General features: G+C 44.3%; 18 protein-coding genes, 1 tRNA gene and 1 other annotated feature. Of the genes, 15 read left to right on the top strand and 4 right to left on the bottom strand.

Annotation, left to right across the window (positions count from 1 at the left end; genetic code table 11):
- Nucleotides 1–86 precede the first annotated feature (86 nt).
- Nucleotides 87–1313, top strand: coding sequence for an aspartate kinase (locus tag MHI44_RS04820; RefSeq protein ID WP_024572581.1), 1227 nt, complete (start codon nt 87–89; stop codon nt 1311–1313).
- A 43-nt stretch (nt 1314–1356) separates the two neighbouring features.
- On the opposite strand, the gene MHI44_RS04815 is transcribed toward MHI44_RS04820, so the two are convergent.
- On the bottom strand, nt 1357–1803 hold the full coding sequence (locus MHI44_RS04815; RefSeq protein ID WP_003222508.1) for a YslB family protein: 447 nt from the start codon (nt 1801–1803) through the stop codon (nt 1357–1359).
- A 292-nt stretch (nt 1804–2095) separates the two neighbouring features.
- Between MHI44_RS04815 and sdhC the strand changes: the two genes are divergently transcribed.
- From sdhC to MHI44_RS04755, 12 genes are all read left to right on the top strand, one after another.
- Nucleotides 2096–2704, top strand: a complete 609-nt coding sequence (gene sdhC / locus MHI44_RS04810; protein ID WP_003222512.1) for a succinate dehydrogenase cytochrome B558 — start codon at nt 2096–2098, stop codon at nt 2702–2704.
- 33 nt (nt 2705–2737) lie between these two features.
- Nucleotides 2738–4498, top strand: a complete 1761-nt coding sequence (sdhA, locus tag MHI44_RS04805; RefSeq protein ID WP_015714474.1) for a succinate dehydrogenase flavoprotein subunit — start codon at nt 2738–2740, stop codon at nt 4496–4498.
- A gap of 2 nt (nt 4499–4500) precedes the next feature.
- Complete coding sequence (sdhB, locus tag MHI44_RS04800; protein ID WP_339203001.1) at nt 4501–5262, top strand: succinate dehydrogenase iron-sulfur subunit; 762 nt, start codon at nt 4501–4503, stop codon at nt 5260–5262.
- Between the two features lie 59 nt (nt 5263–5321).
- Nucleotides 5322–5765: a thioesterase family protein gene (locus MHI44_RS04795; RefSeq protein WP_015384296.1), complete on the top strand. Its 444-nt coding sequence runs from the start codon at nt 5322–5324 to the stop codon at nt 5763–5765.
- Nucleotides 5766–5880: 115 nt separating this feature from the next.
- Entirely contained in the window at nt 5881–6105 is a 225-nt protein-coding gene (gene gerE, locus MHI44_RS04790) for a spore germination transcription factor GerE (protein ID WP_003184172.1), read from the top strand.
- A 243-nt stretch (nt 6106–6348) separates the two neighbouring features.
- Complete coding sequence (locus MHI44_RS04785) at nt 6349–6789, top strand: MarR family transcriptional regulator (protein ID WP_003229573.1); 441 nt, start codon at nt 6349–6351, stop codon at nt 6787–6789.
- Nucleotides 6790–6796: 7 nt separating this feature from the next.
- Nucleotides 6797–7615 carry a glutamate racemase gene (gene racE, locus MHI44_RS04780; RefSeq protein ID WP_015251521.1) on the top strand — a complete coding sequence of 273 codons (819 nt, stop codon included), beginning with the start codon at nt 6797–6799 and terminating at the stop codon, nt 7613–7615.
- Nucleotides 7616–7729: 114 nt separating this feature from the next.
- Complete coding sequence (gene gerM, locus MHI44_RS04775; protein ID WP_181220006.1) at nt 7730–8830, top strand: spore germination protein GerM; 1101 nt, start codon at nt 7730–7732, stop codon at nt 8828–8830.
- A 110-nt stretch (nt 8831–8940) separates the two neighbouring features.
- Nucleotides 8941–9678, top strand: coding sequence for a ribonuclease PH (gene rph / locus MHI44_RS04770; protein ID WP_003246039.1), 738 nt, complete (start codon nt 8941–8943; stop codon nt 9676–9678).
- A 12-nt stretch (nt 9679–9690) separates the two neighbouring features.
- On the top strand, nt 9691–10287 hold the full coding sequence (locus tag MHI44_RS04765; RefSeq protein ID WP_015251523.1) for an XTP/dITP diphosphatase: 597 nt from the start codon (nt 9691–9693) through the stop codon (nt 10285–10287).
- Nucleotides 10288–10302: 15 nt separating this feature from the next.
- The gene (locus MHI44_RS04760; protein WP_015384295.1) at nt 10303–10812 is read left to right on the top strand and encodes a metallophosphoesterase; all 510 of its coding nucleotides are present in this window, start codon (nt 10303–10305) and stop codon (nt 10810–10812) included.
- 130 nt (nt 10813–10942) lie between these two features.
- Nucleotides 10943–11016 (top strand) — tRNA-Arg (locus tag MHI44_RS04755).
- 64 nt (nt 11017–11080) lie between these two features.
- Here the strand turns inward: MHI44_RS04755 and MHI44_RS04750 are convergent.
- From MHI44_RS04750 to cotQ, 3 genes are all read right to left on the bottom strand, one after another.
- Nucleotides 11081–11902: a YsnF/AvaK domain-containing protein gene (locus MHI44_RS04750; RefSeq protein ID WP_339202997.1), complete on the bottom strand. Its 822-nt coding sequence runs from the start codon at nt 11900–11902 to the stop codon at nt 11081–11083.
- A gap of 183 nt (nt 11903–12085) precedes the next feature.
- A complete protein-coding gene (locus tag MHI44_RS04745; RefSeq protein WP_086344167.1) occupies nt 12086–12541 on the bottom strand; it encodes a GNAT family N-acetyltransferase in 456 nt (151 codons plus the stop codon).
- A gap of 163 nt (nt 12542–12704) precedes the next feature.
- Nucleotides 12705–13040: an inner spore coat protein CotQ gene (gene cotQ / locus MHI44_RS04740; protein ID WP_024572292.1), complete on the bottom strand. Its 336-nt coding sequence runs from the start codon at nt 13038–13040 to the stop codon at nt 12705–12707.
- Nucleotides 13041–13485: 445 nt separating this feature from the next.
- Nucleotides 13486–13730, top strand: a binding site (T-box leader).
- Nucleotides 13731–13851: 121 nt separating this feature from the next.
- On the opposite strand from cotQ, the gene ilvB reads away from it, so the two are divergent.
- Nucleotides 13852–15576 (top strand): acetolactate synthase large subunit, encoded by a 1725-nt coding sequence (gene ilvB / locus MHI44_RS04735; RefSeq protein WP_339202993.1) that lies wholly within the window; start codon nt 13852–13854, stop codon nt 15574–15576.
- Entirely contained in the window at nt 15573–16091 is a 519-nt protein-coding gene (gene ilvN / locus MHI44_RS04730; RefSeq protein ID WP_339202991.1) for an acetolactate synthase small subunit, read from the top strand. The genes ilvB and ilvN overlap by 4 nt, the downstream gene beginning before the upstream one ends.
- Nucleotides 16092–16113: the final 22 nt, after the last annotated feature.

Genomic DNA, 16113 nt, shown 5'->3' with positions numbered 1-16113 from the left:
AGTATTCCTCTCATTGCTTTTTTTATTGTGGACAAAGCGCTCTTTCTCCTCACCCGCACGAACCAAAATGTAAAGGGTGGTAATACATGGGTCTTATTGTACAAAAATTCGGAGGCACTTCCGTCGGCTCAGTCGAAAAAATTCAAAATGCGGCAAACCGCGCAATTGCAGAAAAACAGAAAGGCCATCAAGTCGTTGTCGTCGTTTCAGCAATGGGAAAATCCACTGACGAATTGGTCAGCCTTGCAAAAGCTATTTCTGACCAGCCGAGCAAACGCGAAATGGATATGCTGCTGGCGACAGGCGAGCAGGTCACGATTTCACTCCTTTCAATGGCATTGCAGGAAAAAGGCTATGACGCTGTGTCTTATACTGGCTGGCAGGCGGGAATCCGTACGGAGGCCATTCACGGAAACGCCAGAATTACAGATATCGACACTTCGGTTTTAGCAGACCAGCTTGAAAAAGGAAAAATTGTCATTGTTGCAGGCTTCCAAGGAATGACAGAGGATTGTGAAATTACGACATTGGGCCGGGGCGGTTCAGATACAACAGCAGTTGCTTTGGCTGCCGCTTTAAAAGCTGATAAATGTGACATATACACAGACGTGCCAGGTGTGTTTACAACCGATCCGCGCTATGTGAAATCAGCGAGAAAACTTGCGGGCATCTCATACGATGAAATGCTTGAGCTTGCCAATTTAGGCGCCGGCGTTCTTCATCCGAGAGCAGTTGAGTTCGCGAAAAATTACCAAGTGCCGTTAGAAGTGCGTTCAAGTACAGAAACCGAAGCGGGAACATTAATTGAGGAGGAATCATCCATGGAACAGAATTTAATTGTCAGAGGCATTGCATTTGAAGATCAAATCACAAGAGTAACCATTTACGGGCTGACTAGCGGCTTGACAACTTTGTCTACTATTTTTACGACACTTGCCAAAAGAAACATAAACGTGGATATCATTATCCAAACGCAGGCCGAGGACAAGACTGGAATTTCCTTCTCTGTCAAAACAGAAGATGCAGACCAAACCGTTGCGGTGCTTGAAGAGTATAAAGACGCGCTGGAATTTGAGAAAATCGAGACAGAAAGCAAATTGGCTAAAGTATCCATTGTTGGATCCGGCATGGTCTCAAATCCCGGTGTAGCGGCTGAAATGTTTGCTGTACTGGCGCAAAAAAACATTTTAATCAAAATGGTCAGCACATCTGAAATCAAAGTGTCAACAGTCGTAAGCGAAAATGACATGGTGAAAGCAGTCGAGTCGCTTCACGATGCATTTGAGCTTTCAAAACACCCTTCAGCTGTGTAATGACAATCAAAAAGGCGGGACTATGCAGTCACCGCCTTTTTGATTACACTGGGTCTTTCATATCCCATTTCACAGTCAGAACCACTTTATCCGCTCTCTTTTTCACTTGTTCATATGATTCGGCAATCTGATCATTCATCAATTGAATTTGTTCAGCGATAAAACCAGCCTCCAGCTGAAAGCAAGGTTCTTTCTGATGTTTAAGCCGGTTGGAAATGATCGGCCCTTCAAGTTCAAATTCAAGCTCCTGTTTTTTAGCGCTTACGTTGGTGAGGGTTCCCCAGCCCGCTTCTTCAAAGAAGGCCGGAAATTCCTCCCATGATTCAAGAGGAAACTTACGGGCGAGATGTTTTCCTGCCCAATACATCATGGAAGAGTAATCTTGGCCAAGCATATCTGGGAGAACGATCTCTCGTATTAGTTCGTAGGCATAGGCGTTCATTTCAATTTCTTTTAGGTTGTCAATAGATGCTTCAAATTTAGACTTCATATCTGTCTCCCCTCTCTCCTGCGTATATTATAGCTCAAACAGGGGGGAGGATTACAGAATGATCCTGTAATTCTTATGAAAAATTAAGCAAGAAATATATATTGATAAAATAAAATTTTTCAATCAACTAATCAATTCGGAAAATTATAATTTATGTACGCGTTTTCTTGACGCCCTTTTGAGGGAGGAGTAAAATGAAATTGTCAATAAATCTTAATAAAGTGCTTACAATTGAAAGAAGTGGGGGAAGAGATTTAGCACATTTCGCACTTATCAAACAGGGGGTAAAGTAATGTCTGGGAACAGAGAGTTTTATTTTCGAAGATTGCATTCCTTGCTTGGCGTCATACCGGTCGGCATCTTTCTTATTCAGCATTTAGTCGTCAACCAGTTTGCCGCAAGGGGCGCTGAAGCATTCAATAGCGCTGCTCATTTTATGGATAGCCTGCCTTTCAGGTATGCCTTGGAAATTTTTATTATCTTCTTACCATTAATTTATCATGCAGTTTATGGTGTGTACATAGCGTTTACTGCGAAAAATAACGCCGGCCAATACAGCTACATGAGAAACTGGCTATTCGTCCTGCAGCGTGTAACCGGTATCATCACCCTCATTTTCGTCAGCTGGCACGTGTGGGAAACCCGCATTGCCGCACAAATGGGTGCTGAGGTCAATTTCGACATGATGGCGAATATTTTGAGCTCTCCGGCTATGCTTGGTTTTTACATTGTCGGTGTTTTATCAACAATTTTCCACTTCTCGAACGGTTTATGGTCTTTCGCTGTTACATGGGGCATCACGGTAACGCCTCGTTCTCAAAGAATTTCGACATACGTTACGCTGATTATTTTTGTTGCACTGTCATACGTAGGCTTAAAAGCGATTTTCGCATTTGTTTAAGAGTACTAGATTACTAGAGGGAGAGGGGCTATCATGAGTCAATCAAGCATTATCGTAGTCGGCGGGGGTCTTGCCGGCCTCATGGCGACAATTAAAGCAGCGGAATCAGGAATGGCGGTTAAATTGTTTTCCATCGTTCCTGTCAAACGTTCTCATTCAGTTTGTGCGCAAGGCGGCATAAACGGAGCGGTCAATACAAAAGGGGAAGGTGACTCTCCGTGGGAACATTTTGATGACACGGTATACGGGGGAGACTTTCTTGCCAACCAGCCGCCAGTCAAGGCGATGTGTGAAGCGGCGCCTTCGATCATCCACTTATTAGACCGGATGGGCGTCATGTTTAACCGGACTCCTGAAGGCCTGCTTGATTTCCGCCGATTCGGGGGTACACAGCACCACAGAACTGCTTATGCTGGTGCGACGACGGGACAGCAGCTGCTTTACGCACTGGACGAGCAAGTGCGCAGATACGAAGTTGCGGGTCTGGTCACAAAATATGAAGGCTGGGAATTCCTTGGCGCTGTTTTAGATGATGACAGAATCTGCCGCGGAATTGTTGCACAAAACCTGACAAACATGCAAATTGAATCCTTCCGTTCAGACGCTGTCATTATGGCGACGGGCGGACCGGGAATCATCTTTGGAAAATCAACGAACTCCATGATTAATACAGGATCTGCTGCATCAATCGTTTATCAGCAGGGAGCGTATTATGCAAACGGAGAATTCATTCAAATCCACCCGACAGCCATACCGGGCGATGACAAACTAAGACTGATGAGTGAATCAGCGCGTGGTGAAGGCGGGCGCGTGTGGACATATAAAGACGGCAAACCATGGTATTTCCTGGAGGAAAAATATCCGGCATACGGAAACCTGGTGCCGCGTGATATTGCGACACGCGAAATATTTGATGTGTGTGTGAACCAGAAGCTCGGCATTAACGGTGAAAACATGGTATATCTCGATCTGTCTCATAAAGATCCGAAAGAGCTTGATATTAAGCTTGGCGGCATCATTGAGATTTATGAGAAATTCATGGGAGACGACCCGCGTAAGCTTCCAATGAAAATCTTCCCGGCGGTCCATTATTCTATGGGCGGTTTATGGGTGGATTACGATCAAATGACAAATATCCCTGGACTGTTTGCGGCTGGGGAATGTGATTATTCTATGCACGGCGGCAACCGCTTGGGAGCGAACTCCCTGCTGTCTGCGATTTACGGAGGCATGGTGGCCGGTCCGAATGCGGTGAAATATGTAAACGGCTTAGAATCTTCAGCGGAAGACATGTCTTCATCTTTATTCGACGCTCACGTTAAGAAAGAAGAAGAAAAATGGGCTGATATTATGAGTATGGACGGAACCGAAAATGCCTATGTTCTTCACAAAGAGCTCGGTGAGTGGATGACGGCGAACGTAACGGTTGTCCGCCATAATGACAAGCTTTTGAAAACGGATGACAAAATTCAGGAGTTAATGGAGCGCTTCAAAAAGATCAACATCAATGACACGACAAAATGGAGCAACCAGGGAGCGATGTTCACACGCCAGTTCTCGAACATGCTTCAGCTTGCGAGGGTGATTACCCTTGGCGCATACAACCGTAATGAAAGCCGGGGCGCCCATTATAAACCGGATTATCCTGAACGTAATGATGATGAATGGCTCAAAACAACAATGGCTAAACATGTAAGCCCGTATGAAGCGCCGGAATTTGAGTATCAGGATGTCGATGTATCACTGATAACGCCTCGGAAACGGGATTACTCGAAGAAGAAGGTGGCGAAATAATCATGAGTGAACAAAAAACCATACGATTTATTATCACACGTCAAGATACAGCTGACAGCACGCCTTATGATGAAGAATTTGAGATTCCATACCGCCCGAATCTGAACGTCATTTCCGCTCTGATGGAAATCCGCCGGAATCCGGTTAATGTCAAAGGTGAGAAGACAACCCCTGTCACATGGGATATGAACTGTCTTGAGGAAGTATGCGGCGCATGTTCAATGGTTATAAACGGAAAAACCCGCCAGTCTTGTACGGCGCTTATTGACCAGCTTGAACAGCCAATCCGTTTAAAACCAATGAAAACATTCCCAGTCGTTCGTGATTTGCAGGTTGATCGCAGCAGAATGTTTGATTCATTGAAAAAAGTTAAAGCATGGATACCGATTGACGGTACGTACGATTTAGGACCGGGGCCGAGAATGCCAGAAAAACGCCGTCAATGGGCATATGAATTATCAAAATGCATGACATGCGGCGTCTGCCTCGAAGCTTGCCCGAATGTGAACAGCAAATCGAAGTTCATGGGGCCTGCACCGATGTCGCAAGTCCGCCTGTTTAACGCGCATCCGACAGGCGCCATGAATAAATCTGAACGATTAGAAGCATTAATGGATGAAGGCGGCCTTGCAGATTGCGGCAACTCGCAAAACTGTGTTCAATCCTGTCCGAAGGGGATTCCGCTTACCACTTCGATTGCAGCCTTGAATAGAGATACAAACTTACAAGCGTTCCGCAATTTCTTCGGAAGCGACAGAGTATAAGAAGAAAAACCTCTTCCGCATGGGAGAGGTTTTTTTAAACAATAAGGAGATGAAAAAAGATGAAGCTTCCCGCTTATATTGATATGCCGTTTCAAGAATGGAAAACATCCTTTTCTTTTTTCAATGAGGTATCCGTAAGATTTTCGGAGACAGACATGTTTGGGCATATGAATAATGTAACCCCTTTTATATATTTTGAGGAGGCGCGGATTTCTTATTTTAAAAAGTTGAATATGATGAGTGAAAACAAACAGACCATGACAGTCGTGGCAAGCCAGCAATGCGATTATTTGCGCCAAGTCATGCCTTATGAAGAGTTGCGCATCTATGTGAAAACAAGCGCAGTCGGCAGTTCATCTCTTACCTTGCACTATCTCGGAGAGAACCTCGAAGGCGAGCCCTGCTTCACCGGGACAGTCGTGATGGTTCAAGTCTCAAAGGAAAGCGGCAAGGCTGTCAGCTGGACGGATGAGGAAAAAGAAACGCTTCTTCATACACGATAAACTAATTATCTTGTAAACGTCACCTCCTGCGCCCTTCTTACATATGATATCTCGACTATATCAAAACCCATTCGTTTCTGATTCGCTCTCACCTTAGCAAGGAGGGTTACAATACTTGAAGGAGAAAGAATTTCAATCGAAGCCGCTGCTAACGAAAAGAGAAAGAGAAGTGTTCGAATTGCTCGTTCAAGATAAGACAACAAAGGAGATTGCAAGCGAGCTATTTATCAGTGAGAAAACCGTTCGAAACCATATTTCAAATGCCATGCAGAAATTGGGTGTGAAAGGGCGTTCGCAAGCCGTTGTTGAGCTTCTTAGAATGGGTGAGCTAGAGCTTTAATCCTTGCCGGTATTCCTTCTTTTGGAAGGAGCCGGTTATTGCTGTTTGTTTGGAACATACGAAACCATATTTGGAATGCTGTGCAAAACGTAGGCAAGTCATAAATTAAATTTTATTTCTTGATGTTGTTTGACTAAAGTCCTCTATTTCTCTCCTTGTAGTCTTGCATTTTCTTCGAAAAAGAAGGAAAATAGACACGGAACGCTTTTGTGCGTAAGAGATCCTTGAGTGAGGGATGGACAAATGACATCAAAACCTTTGGAGCATGTTGCGGATATTGAAAAGTCACTCCGCCACATTGCCGCGATCATTAAGCAAAAAGGACGAGAAATCCTTAACCAATATGCGATTACGCCGCCGCAATTTGTCGGCTTGCAATGGCTTTATGAATTAGGAGATATGACAATCGGTGAATTATCGGGCAAAATGTATCTGGCATGCAGCACGACAACGGACTTAATCGACCGCATGCAAAAAAATGAGCTTGTTGAGCGGGTCAAGGACCCGGCGGACAGACGTGTTGTCCGGATACATCTGCTGCCTGAAGGAGAACGTATTATCCAAGAGGTCATTACAAAAAGACAGGAATATCTGCGTGATATGTTCGAATCGTTTACAGATGAAGAAATAGCCATCTTCGAAAAATCTTTGATGAAACTGCAGCATGAAATGAAGAGAAAATGAGGCGATTTTGTTGGAACAACCAATAGGAGTCATTGATTCCGGGGTTGGCGGTTTAACCGTTGCGAAGGAAATCATGAGACAGCTACCTAAAGAAAATATTATCTACGTCGGGGATACGAAACGGTGTCCTTATGGGCCGCGCCCTGAAGAAGAGGTGCTTCAATATACGTGGGAGCTGACGAATTATTTACTCGAAAACCACCATATCAAAATGCTCGTGATCGCCTGTAATACAGCAACAGCGATCGCATTGGATGACATCCAGCGAAGCGTCGGTATACCGGTGGTCGGAGTGATTCAGCCTGGTGCGAGAGCAGCGATAAAAGTGACGGATAATCAGCATATCGGTGTCATCGGCACAGAGAATACGATTAAGAGCAATGCGTACGAAGAGGCGCTTTTGGCATTAAATCCTGATCTGAAGGTTGAAAACCTTGCCTGCCCGCTGCTTGTGCCTTTTGTGGAAAGCGGGAAGTTTCTTGACAAAACAGCAGACGAGATTGTCAAAACCTCGCTGTATCCGTTAAAAGATACATCGATTGATTCGCTGATTTTAGGCTGCACCCACTATCCCATTTTGAAAGAAGCCATTCAAAGATATATGGGAGAACACGTTAACATTATTTCGTCCGGCGATGAAACAGCCCGGGAAGTCAGCACGATTCTCTCGTATAAAGGGCTGCTGAACCAGTCTGCGAATGCCCCGGATCATCAGTTCTTGACAACAGGAGCGCGTGATCAGTTTGCGAAAATCGCAGACGATTGGTTTGGGCATGAGGTGGGCCATGTGGAATGCATCTCACTGCAAGAACCGATTAGAAGATAGTTTTCCCCGCAACGGTATGTTGCGGGTTTTTTTCTGTTTTGCCGGAATTCTTCGGTCTATTTCCTAAAGAGGCTCGTATACATAATAGTACAAACATCCTTAGGAGGGAAAAGTATGCTGAAAAAAGGACCTGCAGTCATTGGTGCCACTTGTCTCACCTCTGCCTTGCTTTTATCCGGATGCGGTTTGTTTCAATCTGATAAGGCAGCCGAGGAAATTGATCCGCCTCAAGACGTTACATTCGTGAACGATGAAGCGGGTGCCAATTCAAATACAACAGCAGCCAAAAAAACAGAAAGTGAAAAAAGCGATACCGCAAAAGCGGATCAAGCCTCATCTACTGTTATGAGGGAGCTTTATCTCATTGATAAAAACGGGTATGTTGTTGCGCAAACGCTGCCTCTTCCTAAAAGTGAGAGCACGGCTAAACAAGCGCTTGAATACCTCGTACAGGGCGGGCCTGTGTCTGAAATTCTTCCGAATGGCTTCAGAGCTGTATTGCCGGCTGACACCACCGTTAACGTTGACATCAAAAAAGATGGAACCGCGATAGCTGATTTCTCTAATGAGTTCAAAAATTATAAGAAAGAAGACGAACAGAAAATCGTTCAATCTGTGACGTGGACGCTGACGCAATTTAGTTCGATAGATAAAGTGAAGCTGAGAATAAACGGGCATGAATTGAAGGAGATGCCTGTAGGAGGGACGCCGATCTCAGATGATTTAAGCCGCAAAGACGGCATTAATTTGGAAACAGCCGGTGTAAATGATCTCACTGCTACCCATCCGCTGACAGTCTACTATTTGGCGGAAAACGAAGACAGTGAATACTACGTGCCTGTGACCAAACGAATCGACAATTCGGAAAAAGACGACATCACGGCAGCCGTCAATGAATTGGCTAAAGGGCCAAGCAAGGTGAGCGGGCTGTTAACAGACTTCAGTGAAGATGTAAAGCTGGTCAGCAAACCGAAAATCAAAGACGGGCGCGTGACGTTGGATTTCAATCAATCTATATTCGGCAGCGCCGATGAGAAGACGAAAATGATTTCTTCAGAAGTGCTGAACAGCATTGTGCTGACGTTAACGGAGCAGCCGGATGTAAAAAGCGTCTCTGTTAAAGTGAACGGAAAATCAGAGCTTGTAAATGAAAAAGGCGAAAAGCTCACAGAACCGGTCTCCAGACCTTCTCAAGTGAATACGGGTAGTTTTTAAATTGGGATTTTTGATATACTAGAAAGAAAGAGGTTAGCGTTCCGGCTGCCTCTTTCTTTATTCAATTCCGGGACAAAAATGGTTTATGTACATACAATCGGAGGTAAAACATGAGACATGACGGAAGACAACACGATGAGCTGCGTCCAATCACATTCGATTTGGATTTTATCAGCCATCCGGAAGGTTCTGTTCTAATAACAGCAGGGAATACAAAGGTAATCTGCAACGCGTCTGTTGAGGATCGCGTACCGCCGTTTTTGCGGGGCGGAGGGAAAGGCTGGATTACAGCAGAGTACAGCATGCTGCCGCGGGCAACAAACCAAAGAACAATCAGAGAATCTTCTAAGGGGAAAATTTCCGGCAGAACAATGGAGATCCAACGCCTGATCGGCCGAGCGCTTCGAGCTGTTGTAGATCTGGAAAAGCTCGGTGAACGGACGATTTGGATTGACTGTGATGTTATTCAAGCTGATGGAGGAACTAGAACAGCTTCCATTACAGGCGCATTTCTTGCTATGGCGATTGCGATTGGCAAGCTGATCAAAGCAGGAACAATCAAGACAAATCCGATCACTGATTTTCTTGCTGCAATCTCTGTTGGAATTGATAAGGAACAGGGAATTTTGTTAGATTTAAATTATGAAGAAGATTCCTCGGCTGAAGTTGACATGAATGTCATCATGACAGGCAGCGGCCGTTTTGTGGAACTGCAGGGAACCGGGGAAGAGGCGACTTTTTCAAGGGAGGATCTGAACGGTCTTCTGGGTCTTGCGGAAAAAGGAATTCAAGAGCTGATTGACAAGCAAAAAGAAGTGCTGGGTGATTCTCTGCCAGAACTGAAATAAAGACAGAAAGGCTTGATCATCATGAAAGAAGCAATTATTGCAACACATAATCCGGGAAAAGTGAAGGAATTCAAAGAAATTCTTGAGCCAAGAGGCTATGATGTCAAATCTTTAGCTGAAATTGGATTCACAGAGGAAATTGAAGAAACAGGCCATACATTTGAAGAAAATGCCATTCTGAAAGCGGAAGCTGTTGCCAAAGCAGTGAACAAAATGGTGATTGCGGACGACTCCGGTCTATCCATCGATAATCTTGGCGGCAGACCCGGAGTTTATTCAGCCCGCTATGCAGGAGAACAGAAAGACGACCAGGCAAATATCGAAAAAGTGCTCAGCGAGCTGAAAGGTATCGAAAAAGAACAGCGCACCGCCCGTTTCCGCTGCGCACTGGCCGTGAGTATTCCCGGTGAGGAAACAAAAACAGTCGAAGGCCATGTTGAAGGGTATATTGCCGAAGAACCGAGAGGAGAATATGGCTTTGGCTATGACCCAATCTTTATCGTGAAAGATAAAGATAAGACAATGGCTGAACTGACAAGTGATGAAAAAAATAAAATCAGCCATAGGGCTGACGCGCTTAAAAAGCTGTCTAAGCTTTTGGAGGCATAAGGAGGAAGCTTGTACATGAACGTGCTGATTATCAGTGACAGCCATGGGCTTGAAGAAGAACTCCAAACCATTGCGAAACGGCATGAGGCAGAAGTTGATCTCATGATTCATTGCGGGGACTCTGAGCTTGAAACGAGGCATCCTGCATTGGAGCCTTATGCGGTTGTAAAAGGCAATTGCGATTTTGCCGGCGATTTTAAGGACGAGCTTCTACTGACTGCCGGCTCAAGAAAAATACTGGTCACACACGGCCACCTTCACGGTATAAAACAGACCTTGTTAAACGTATACTATCGTGCAGAGGAGCTCGGAGCGGATATTATCTGCTTCGGGCATTCGCACATCGCGGGAAGCGAAGTGCTGCGGGGCAAACTGATGATTAACCCAGGCAGCATCCGGCTTCCGAGGGTGCGCAGGACAGAAAGCTATGCTATACTGACATTAGAAAATGATGCTGCGACAGTCCGTTTTTACGACCAAGCAGGCAATGAAATTGAGGATCTGCAAAACCGAGTCACACTATGAAAATGTCATGAGGAAGAAAATTTTCTTCCTCATGAAAAAAATTCTAAAAAACCGTTGACTTATTGTTGCATCCCATATATAATAAATCTTGTCGCTGATAGTTAAAGCGAAAAACAAAAAAACAAAACGTGTCCCAGTAGCTCAGCTGGATAGAGCAACGGCCTTCTAAGCCGTCGGTCGGGAGTTCGAATCTCTCCTGGGACGTACCAAAAAGAAAAACCTCAAATCCATTTAGGATTTGAGGTTTTTTGTTGTCGGTCTATGATTTTTATTTATTATTTAACGGATCATCATCCAAGCCGTCAACTTTTCCTTCTTTATTCAGACGAGGTTCTTCTTTTTTCACAGTTTCAGAAATATGTTCATTTTCTTCGACAGTGCGTTTACCGACAACCACTTCATCAGTGACAACTGGTTTTTTAGTCACTTCCAGCTTTTCCTCAACGATTGGCACTCTGATCTCTTCCGAATCGTTGACGGGAGAAGCATCCGCTTTATTTTCATCCACTGGCCGGCGTTCGACATAAATTTCATCATGTCTCACAGGAATGTCCATATCTCTTTTTTCTGTTTTCACTTCTTTTCCTATTTCTACTTCGCCGGTTTGAACGTCTTCCTTATCGACCTTCAGCTGTTCTTCCCGGAGCGGCATCGTTTTTTCTTCTTTTGTTATATAATCCAATTCATTTGTGCCTGAAAAGCCGCTTGAAAGGGCATTGCCGTTATCAACAGGAGCAATTACATCTGCATCTGTATCGACGGCTACCAAAAGTTTTCCGTCATCCAAATCTTCTTGATACTTGTCTATTTCATCAGTTTTAATATCCAAGTCGGATAATGCTTTGCTGTGTGTAGCAGTATCATCCATTGTGAAATAATCTTTCAGTTTATCGAAAAAAGATTCAGATTCGTCCTGATGTGCATCGATGGCTTGATTGACTTCTGTTCCTGTACGTGACTCCAAATAATCTGTATCTCGCCGGCTTGTCACAACAGAAATGTCATCAGAATCATAGCCTTTTGTGAGTAAGCCTTCAATCGCTGCGATGGTTTCCTGCGGAGTTTCATATACACCAACTATGCTTTTCATATCAATCTCCTCCTTTATGAATTTGCATGATATCGTTCATGTCGTTTGTAATTCCCGCTGTTCTTTGAATTAAACAAAATTGAAAACATTGACGTGTATCATAAAGGTGAAAAATGTGTGAATTTAAAAAAAGATAGATAAGACAGACCTTCCCCTGCACTTATCTATCCTTATAAAATCGTCTCACAATTCCTTCGTCATAAACACACTGTTTGGATCTTCAACATAGTCTGCAAACGGTTCACAGTACTGAAAATCGAAGCTTTCATACAACTTTCTTGCCGGCTCAAATGAAGCCATTGAACCCGTTTCTAAGCTTAACCGCTCATAGCCTCGCTTTCCAGCTTCTTCAATGATATGCTGGAGAATTTGTTTGGCAACGCCTTTTCTTAAATGTGATGCAGATGTTCGCATTGATTTGATTTCTCCGTGCCGGCTGTCCAGTTCTTTTAGCGCTCCGCAGCCAGCTAGTTCATCACCCTCCCATGCACTCCAAAATGTTATTCCAGGCCCTCTTAGTTTCTCTAAACCTAAGGCATGGATGCTTTCCGGCGGGGACATAAGCGTCATGCTATGTAAATGCTCATTCACCAGTGAAACCACCTGATGACCGGTTAAATCATCTAGTTTTATATACATTTTATTCCTCCTCAAACATTCATCTTAATCATATTCGATCCTGTTTCCAACTATAAAGACAGATAATCTGACAGTATTGAAGCCTTTTTGGAATGTATGAGCTTCAAAAGATGCTTGAAAGCAAAAAAGAGGCCGAAATCGTGTTCGGCCCTTGCAGTTTTCTTTAATATCTAAAGCCTCCATGCACACCGGCTGTTCCGCTAAAACCGCCGACATGTGTCGCCGGAATACTGAACCCGCCGCTATGGCCGCTGAAGCCAGTGCCTGAAAATTGCTGCCCGAAAAAATCTGAAGTGTATGGATAAGAGGAGTACATAGCAGAGGGAGTGGTTAACGGGCTATATGCCTGGCTGAACGGCTGTCCGTATCCGTAGCCTCCAAATGGCTGATGGCTTTGCTGGTAAAAGGAAGGGACAGCAGGATAGTACTGCTGCGGAAAGCTCGGGAAGCTCGGAAAGCCTGCAGGGAATCCTTGCATGTCTGCTAATGATTTATTCATCGTATCACCTTTTCTTTGCAAGATACCATTAATGTATGCCGGGGAATAATAGGAGTGCCTATCCGAATTGAAATGGTCTGCAAGATGATCTGTCAAACTCTATTCCCATACGAATCATAGCGTGTTATAAAATCTTACATGTTTATATAAAATTGAATAATTCTGGTGTACTCTTGATAGATTAATAAAAAAATTATAAAAACTTTTAACATTTGCAATTCCTTTTGTATCAATAATGAAAGCGTATACAATATAGTTTGATTAATCGAAATTGTCTAATAATTTTAAAAAATGCTGTTGACACTGCGTCCAAAGCGGCGTAATATGAGTTCAACAAAAGATAAACGCAAGCTTCACAAGCGAAAATCATCGCAGTATGATTCTAAAAAAATGAAAAACAAACGACCTTCTTGAACAGCTGGAAAGCCGTTCCGAAGGCTGAATATGAAAAGCGCAGATGAGGATAAGTAGCCTTGAAAAAGCTTTCCACAGAGAACCGGGTTAGCTGAGAACCGGCGAAGCTTTACAAGGTGAACTCGCCTCAGAGTGCCAGTCTGAAATGACAGTAGGACTTGGCCGGGTGAACTTGATTCACTCGTTACTAAAGCGGATAGAAATATCCATGAGACGGCCGACTAAGGCCGTAAACAAGGGTGGTACCGCGGAAAGAAAAGCCTTTTCGCCCCTTTTAGCTATCGCAGTTACTGCGCGGCTGATTGTGGGCGGAAGGGCTTTTTTTATTGAATAATCAGCTATCTAGCTAATGAAAAGATGATCTTTAAAGGATGAAAATCCAAAAGGAGGAACTAAAATGGGGACTAATGTACAGGTGGATTCAGCATCTGCCAAATGTACACAGACGATGAGCGGAGCATTAATGCTGATTGAATCATTAAAAAAAGAGAAAGTAGAAATGATCTTCGGTTATCCGGGCGGGGCTGTGCTTCCGATTTACGATAAGCTGTACAATTCAGGGTTGGTACATATCCTTCCCCGTCACGAACAAGGCGCGATTCATGCAGCGGAGGGATACGCAAGAGTCTCCGGAAAACCGGGTGTCGTCATTGCCACGTCAGGGCCGGGAGCGACAAACCTCGTTACAGGCCTTGCTGATGCCATGATTGATTCATTGCCGTTAGTTGTCTTTACAGGGCAGGTAGCAACCTCTGTAATCGGGAGCGACGCATTTCAGGAAGCTGACATTTTAGGGATTACGATGCCAGTAACAAAACACAGCTACCAGGTTCGCCAGCCGGAAGATCTGCCGCGCATCATTAAAGAAGCGTTCCATATTGCAACAACTGGAAGACCCGGACCTGTATTGATTGATATTCCGAAAGATGTAGCAACAATTGAAGGAGAATTCAGCTACGATCATGAGATGAATATCCCGGGATACCAGCCGACAACAGAGCCGAATTATTTGCAGATCCGCAAGCTTGTGGAAGCCGTGAGCAGTGCGAAAAAACCGGTGATCCTGGCGGGTGCGGGCGTACTGCACGGAAAAGCGTCAGAAGAATTAAAAAATTATGCTGAACAGCAGCAAATCCCTGTGGCACACACCCTTTTGGGGCTCGGAGGCTTCCCGGCTGACCATCCGCTTTTCCTAGGGATGGCGGGAATGCACGGTACTTATACAGCCAATATGGCTCTTCATGAATGTGATCTATTAATCAGTATCGGCGCCCGTTTTGATGACCGTGTCACAGGAAACCTGAAACACTTTGCCAGAAACGCAAAGATAGCCCACATCGATATTGATCCAGCTGAAATCGGAAAAATCATGAAAACACAGATTCCTGTAGTCGGAGACAGCAAAATTGTCCTGCAGGAGCTGATCAAACAAGACGGCAAACAAAGCGATTCAAGCGAATGGAAAAAACAGCTCGCAGAATGGAAAGAAGAGTATCCGCTCTGGTATGTAGATAATGAAGAAGAAGGTTTTAAACCTCAGAAATTGATTGAATATATTCATCAATTTACAAAAGGAGAGGCCATTGTCGCAACGGATGTAGGCCAGCATCAAATGTGGTCAGCGCAATTTTATCCGTTCCAAAAAGCAGATAAATGGGTCACGTCAGGCGGACTTGGAACGATGGGATTCGGTCTTCCGGCGGCGATCGGCGCACAGCTGGCCGAAAAAGATGCTACTGTTGTCGCGGTTGTCGGAGACGGCGGTTTCCAAATGACGCTTCAAGAACTCGATGTTATTCGCGAATTAAATCTTCCGGTCAAGGTAGTGATTTTAAATAACGCTTGTCTCGGAATGGTCAGACAGTGGCAGGAAATTTTCTATGAAGAACGTTATTCAGAATCTAAATTCGCTTCTCAGCCTGACTTCGTCAAATTGTCCGAAGCATACGGCATTAAAGGCATCAGAATTTCATCAGAAGCGGAAGCAAAGGAAAAGCTGGAAGAGGCATTAACATCAAGAGAACCTGTTGTCATTGACGTGCGGGTTGCCAGCGAAGAAAAAGTATTCCCGATGGTGGCTCCGGGGAAAGGGCTGCATGAAATGGTGGGGGTGAAACCTTGAAAAGAATTATCACATTGACTGTGGTGAACCGCTCCGGAGTGTTAAACCGGATCACCGGTCTATTCACAAAAAGGCATTACAACATTGAAAGCATTATAGTTGGACACACAGAAACAGCCGGCGTTTCCAGAATCACCTTCGTCGTTCACGTTGAAGGAGAAAATGATGTTGAACAGTTAACGAAACAGCTCAACAAACAGATTGATGTGCTGAAAGTCACAGACATCACAAATCAATCGATTGTCCAGAGGGAGCTGGCCTTAATCAAGGTTGTCTCCGCACCTTCAACGAGAACAGAGATTAATGGAATCATAGAACCGTTTAGAGCCTCTGTCGTTGATGTCAGCAGAGACAGCATCGTTGTTCAGGTGACAGGTGAATCTAACAAAATTGAAGCGCTTATTGAGTTATTAAAACCTTATGGCATTAAAGAAATCGCGAGAACAGGTACAACGGCTTTTGCGAGGGGAACCCAGCAAAAGGCGTCATCCAATAAAACAATATCTATTGTATAAAACATAACAAGGGAGAGATTGA

Source organism: Bacillus sp. FSL K6-1366, from assembly GCF_037976695.1.
Lineage (GTDB): Bacteria > Bacillota > Bacilli > Bacillales > Bacillaceae > Bacillus > Bacillus subtilis.
The sequence above is the reverse complement of the archived record's forward strand: the minus strand, read 5'-3'. Positions and strand labels throughout refer to the sequence as shown.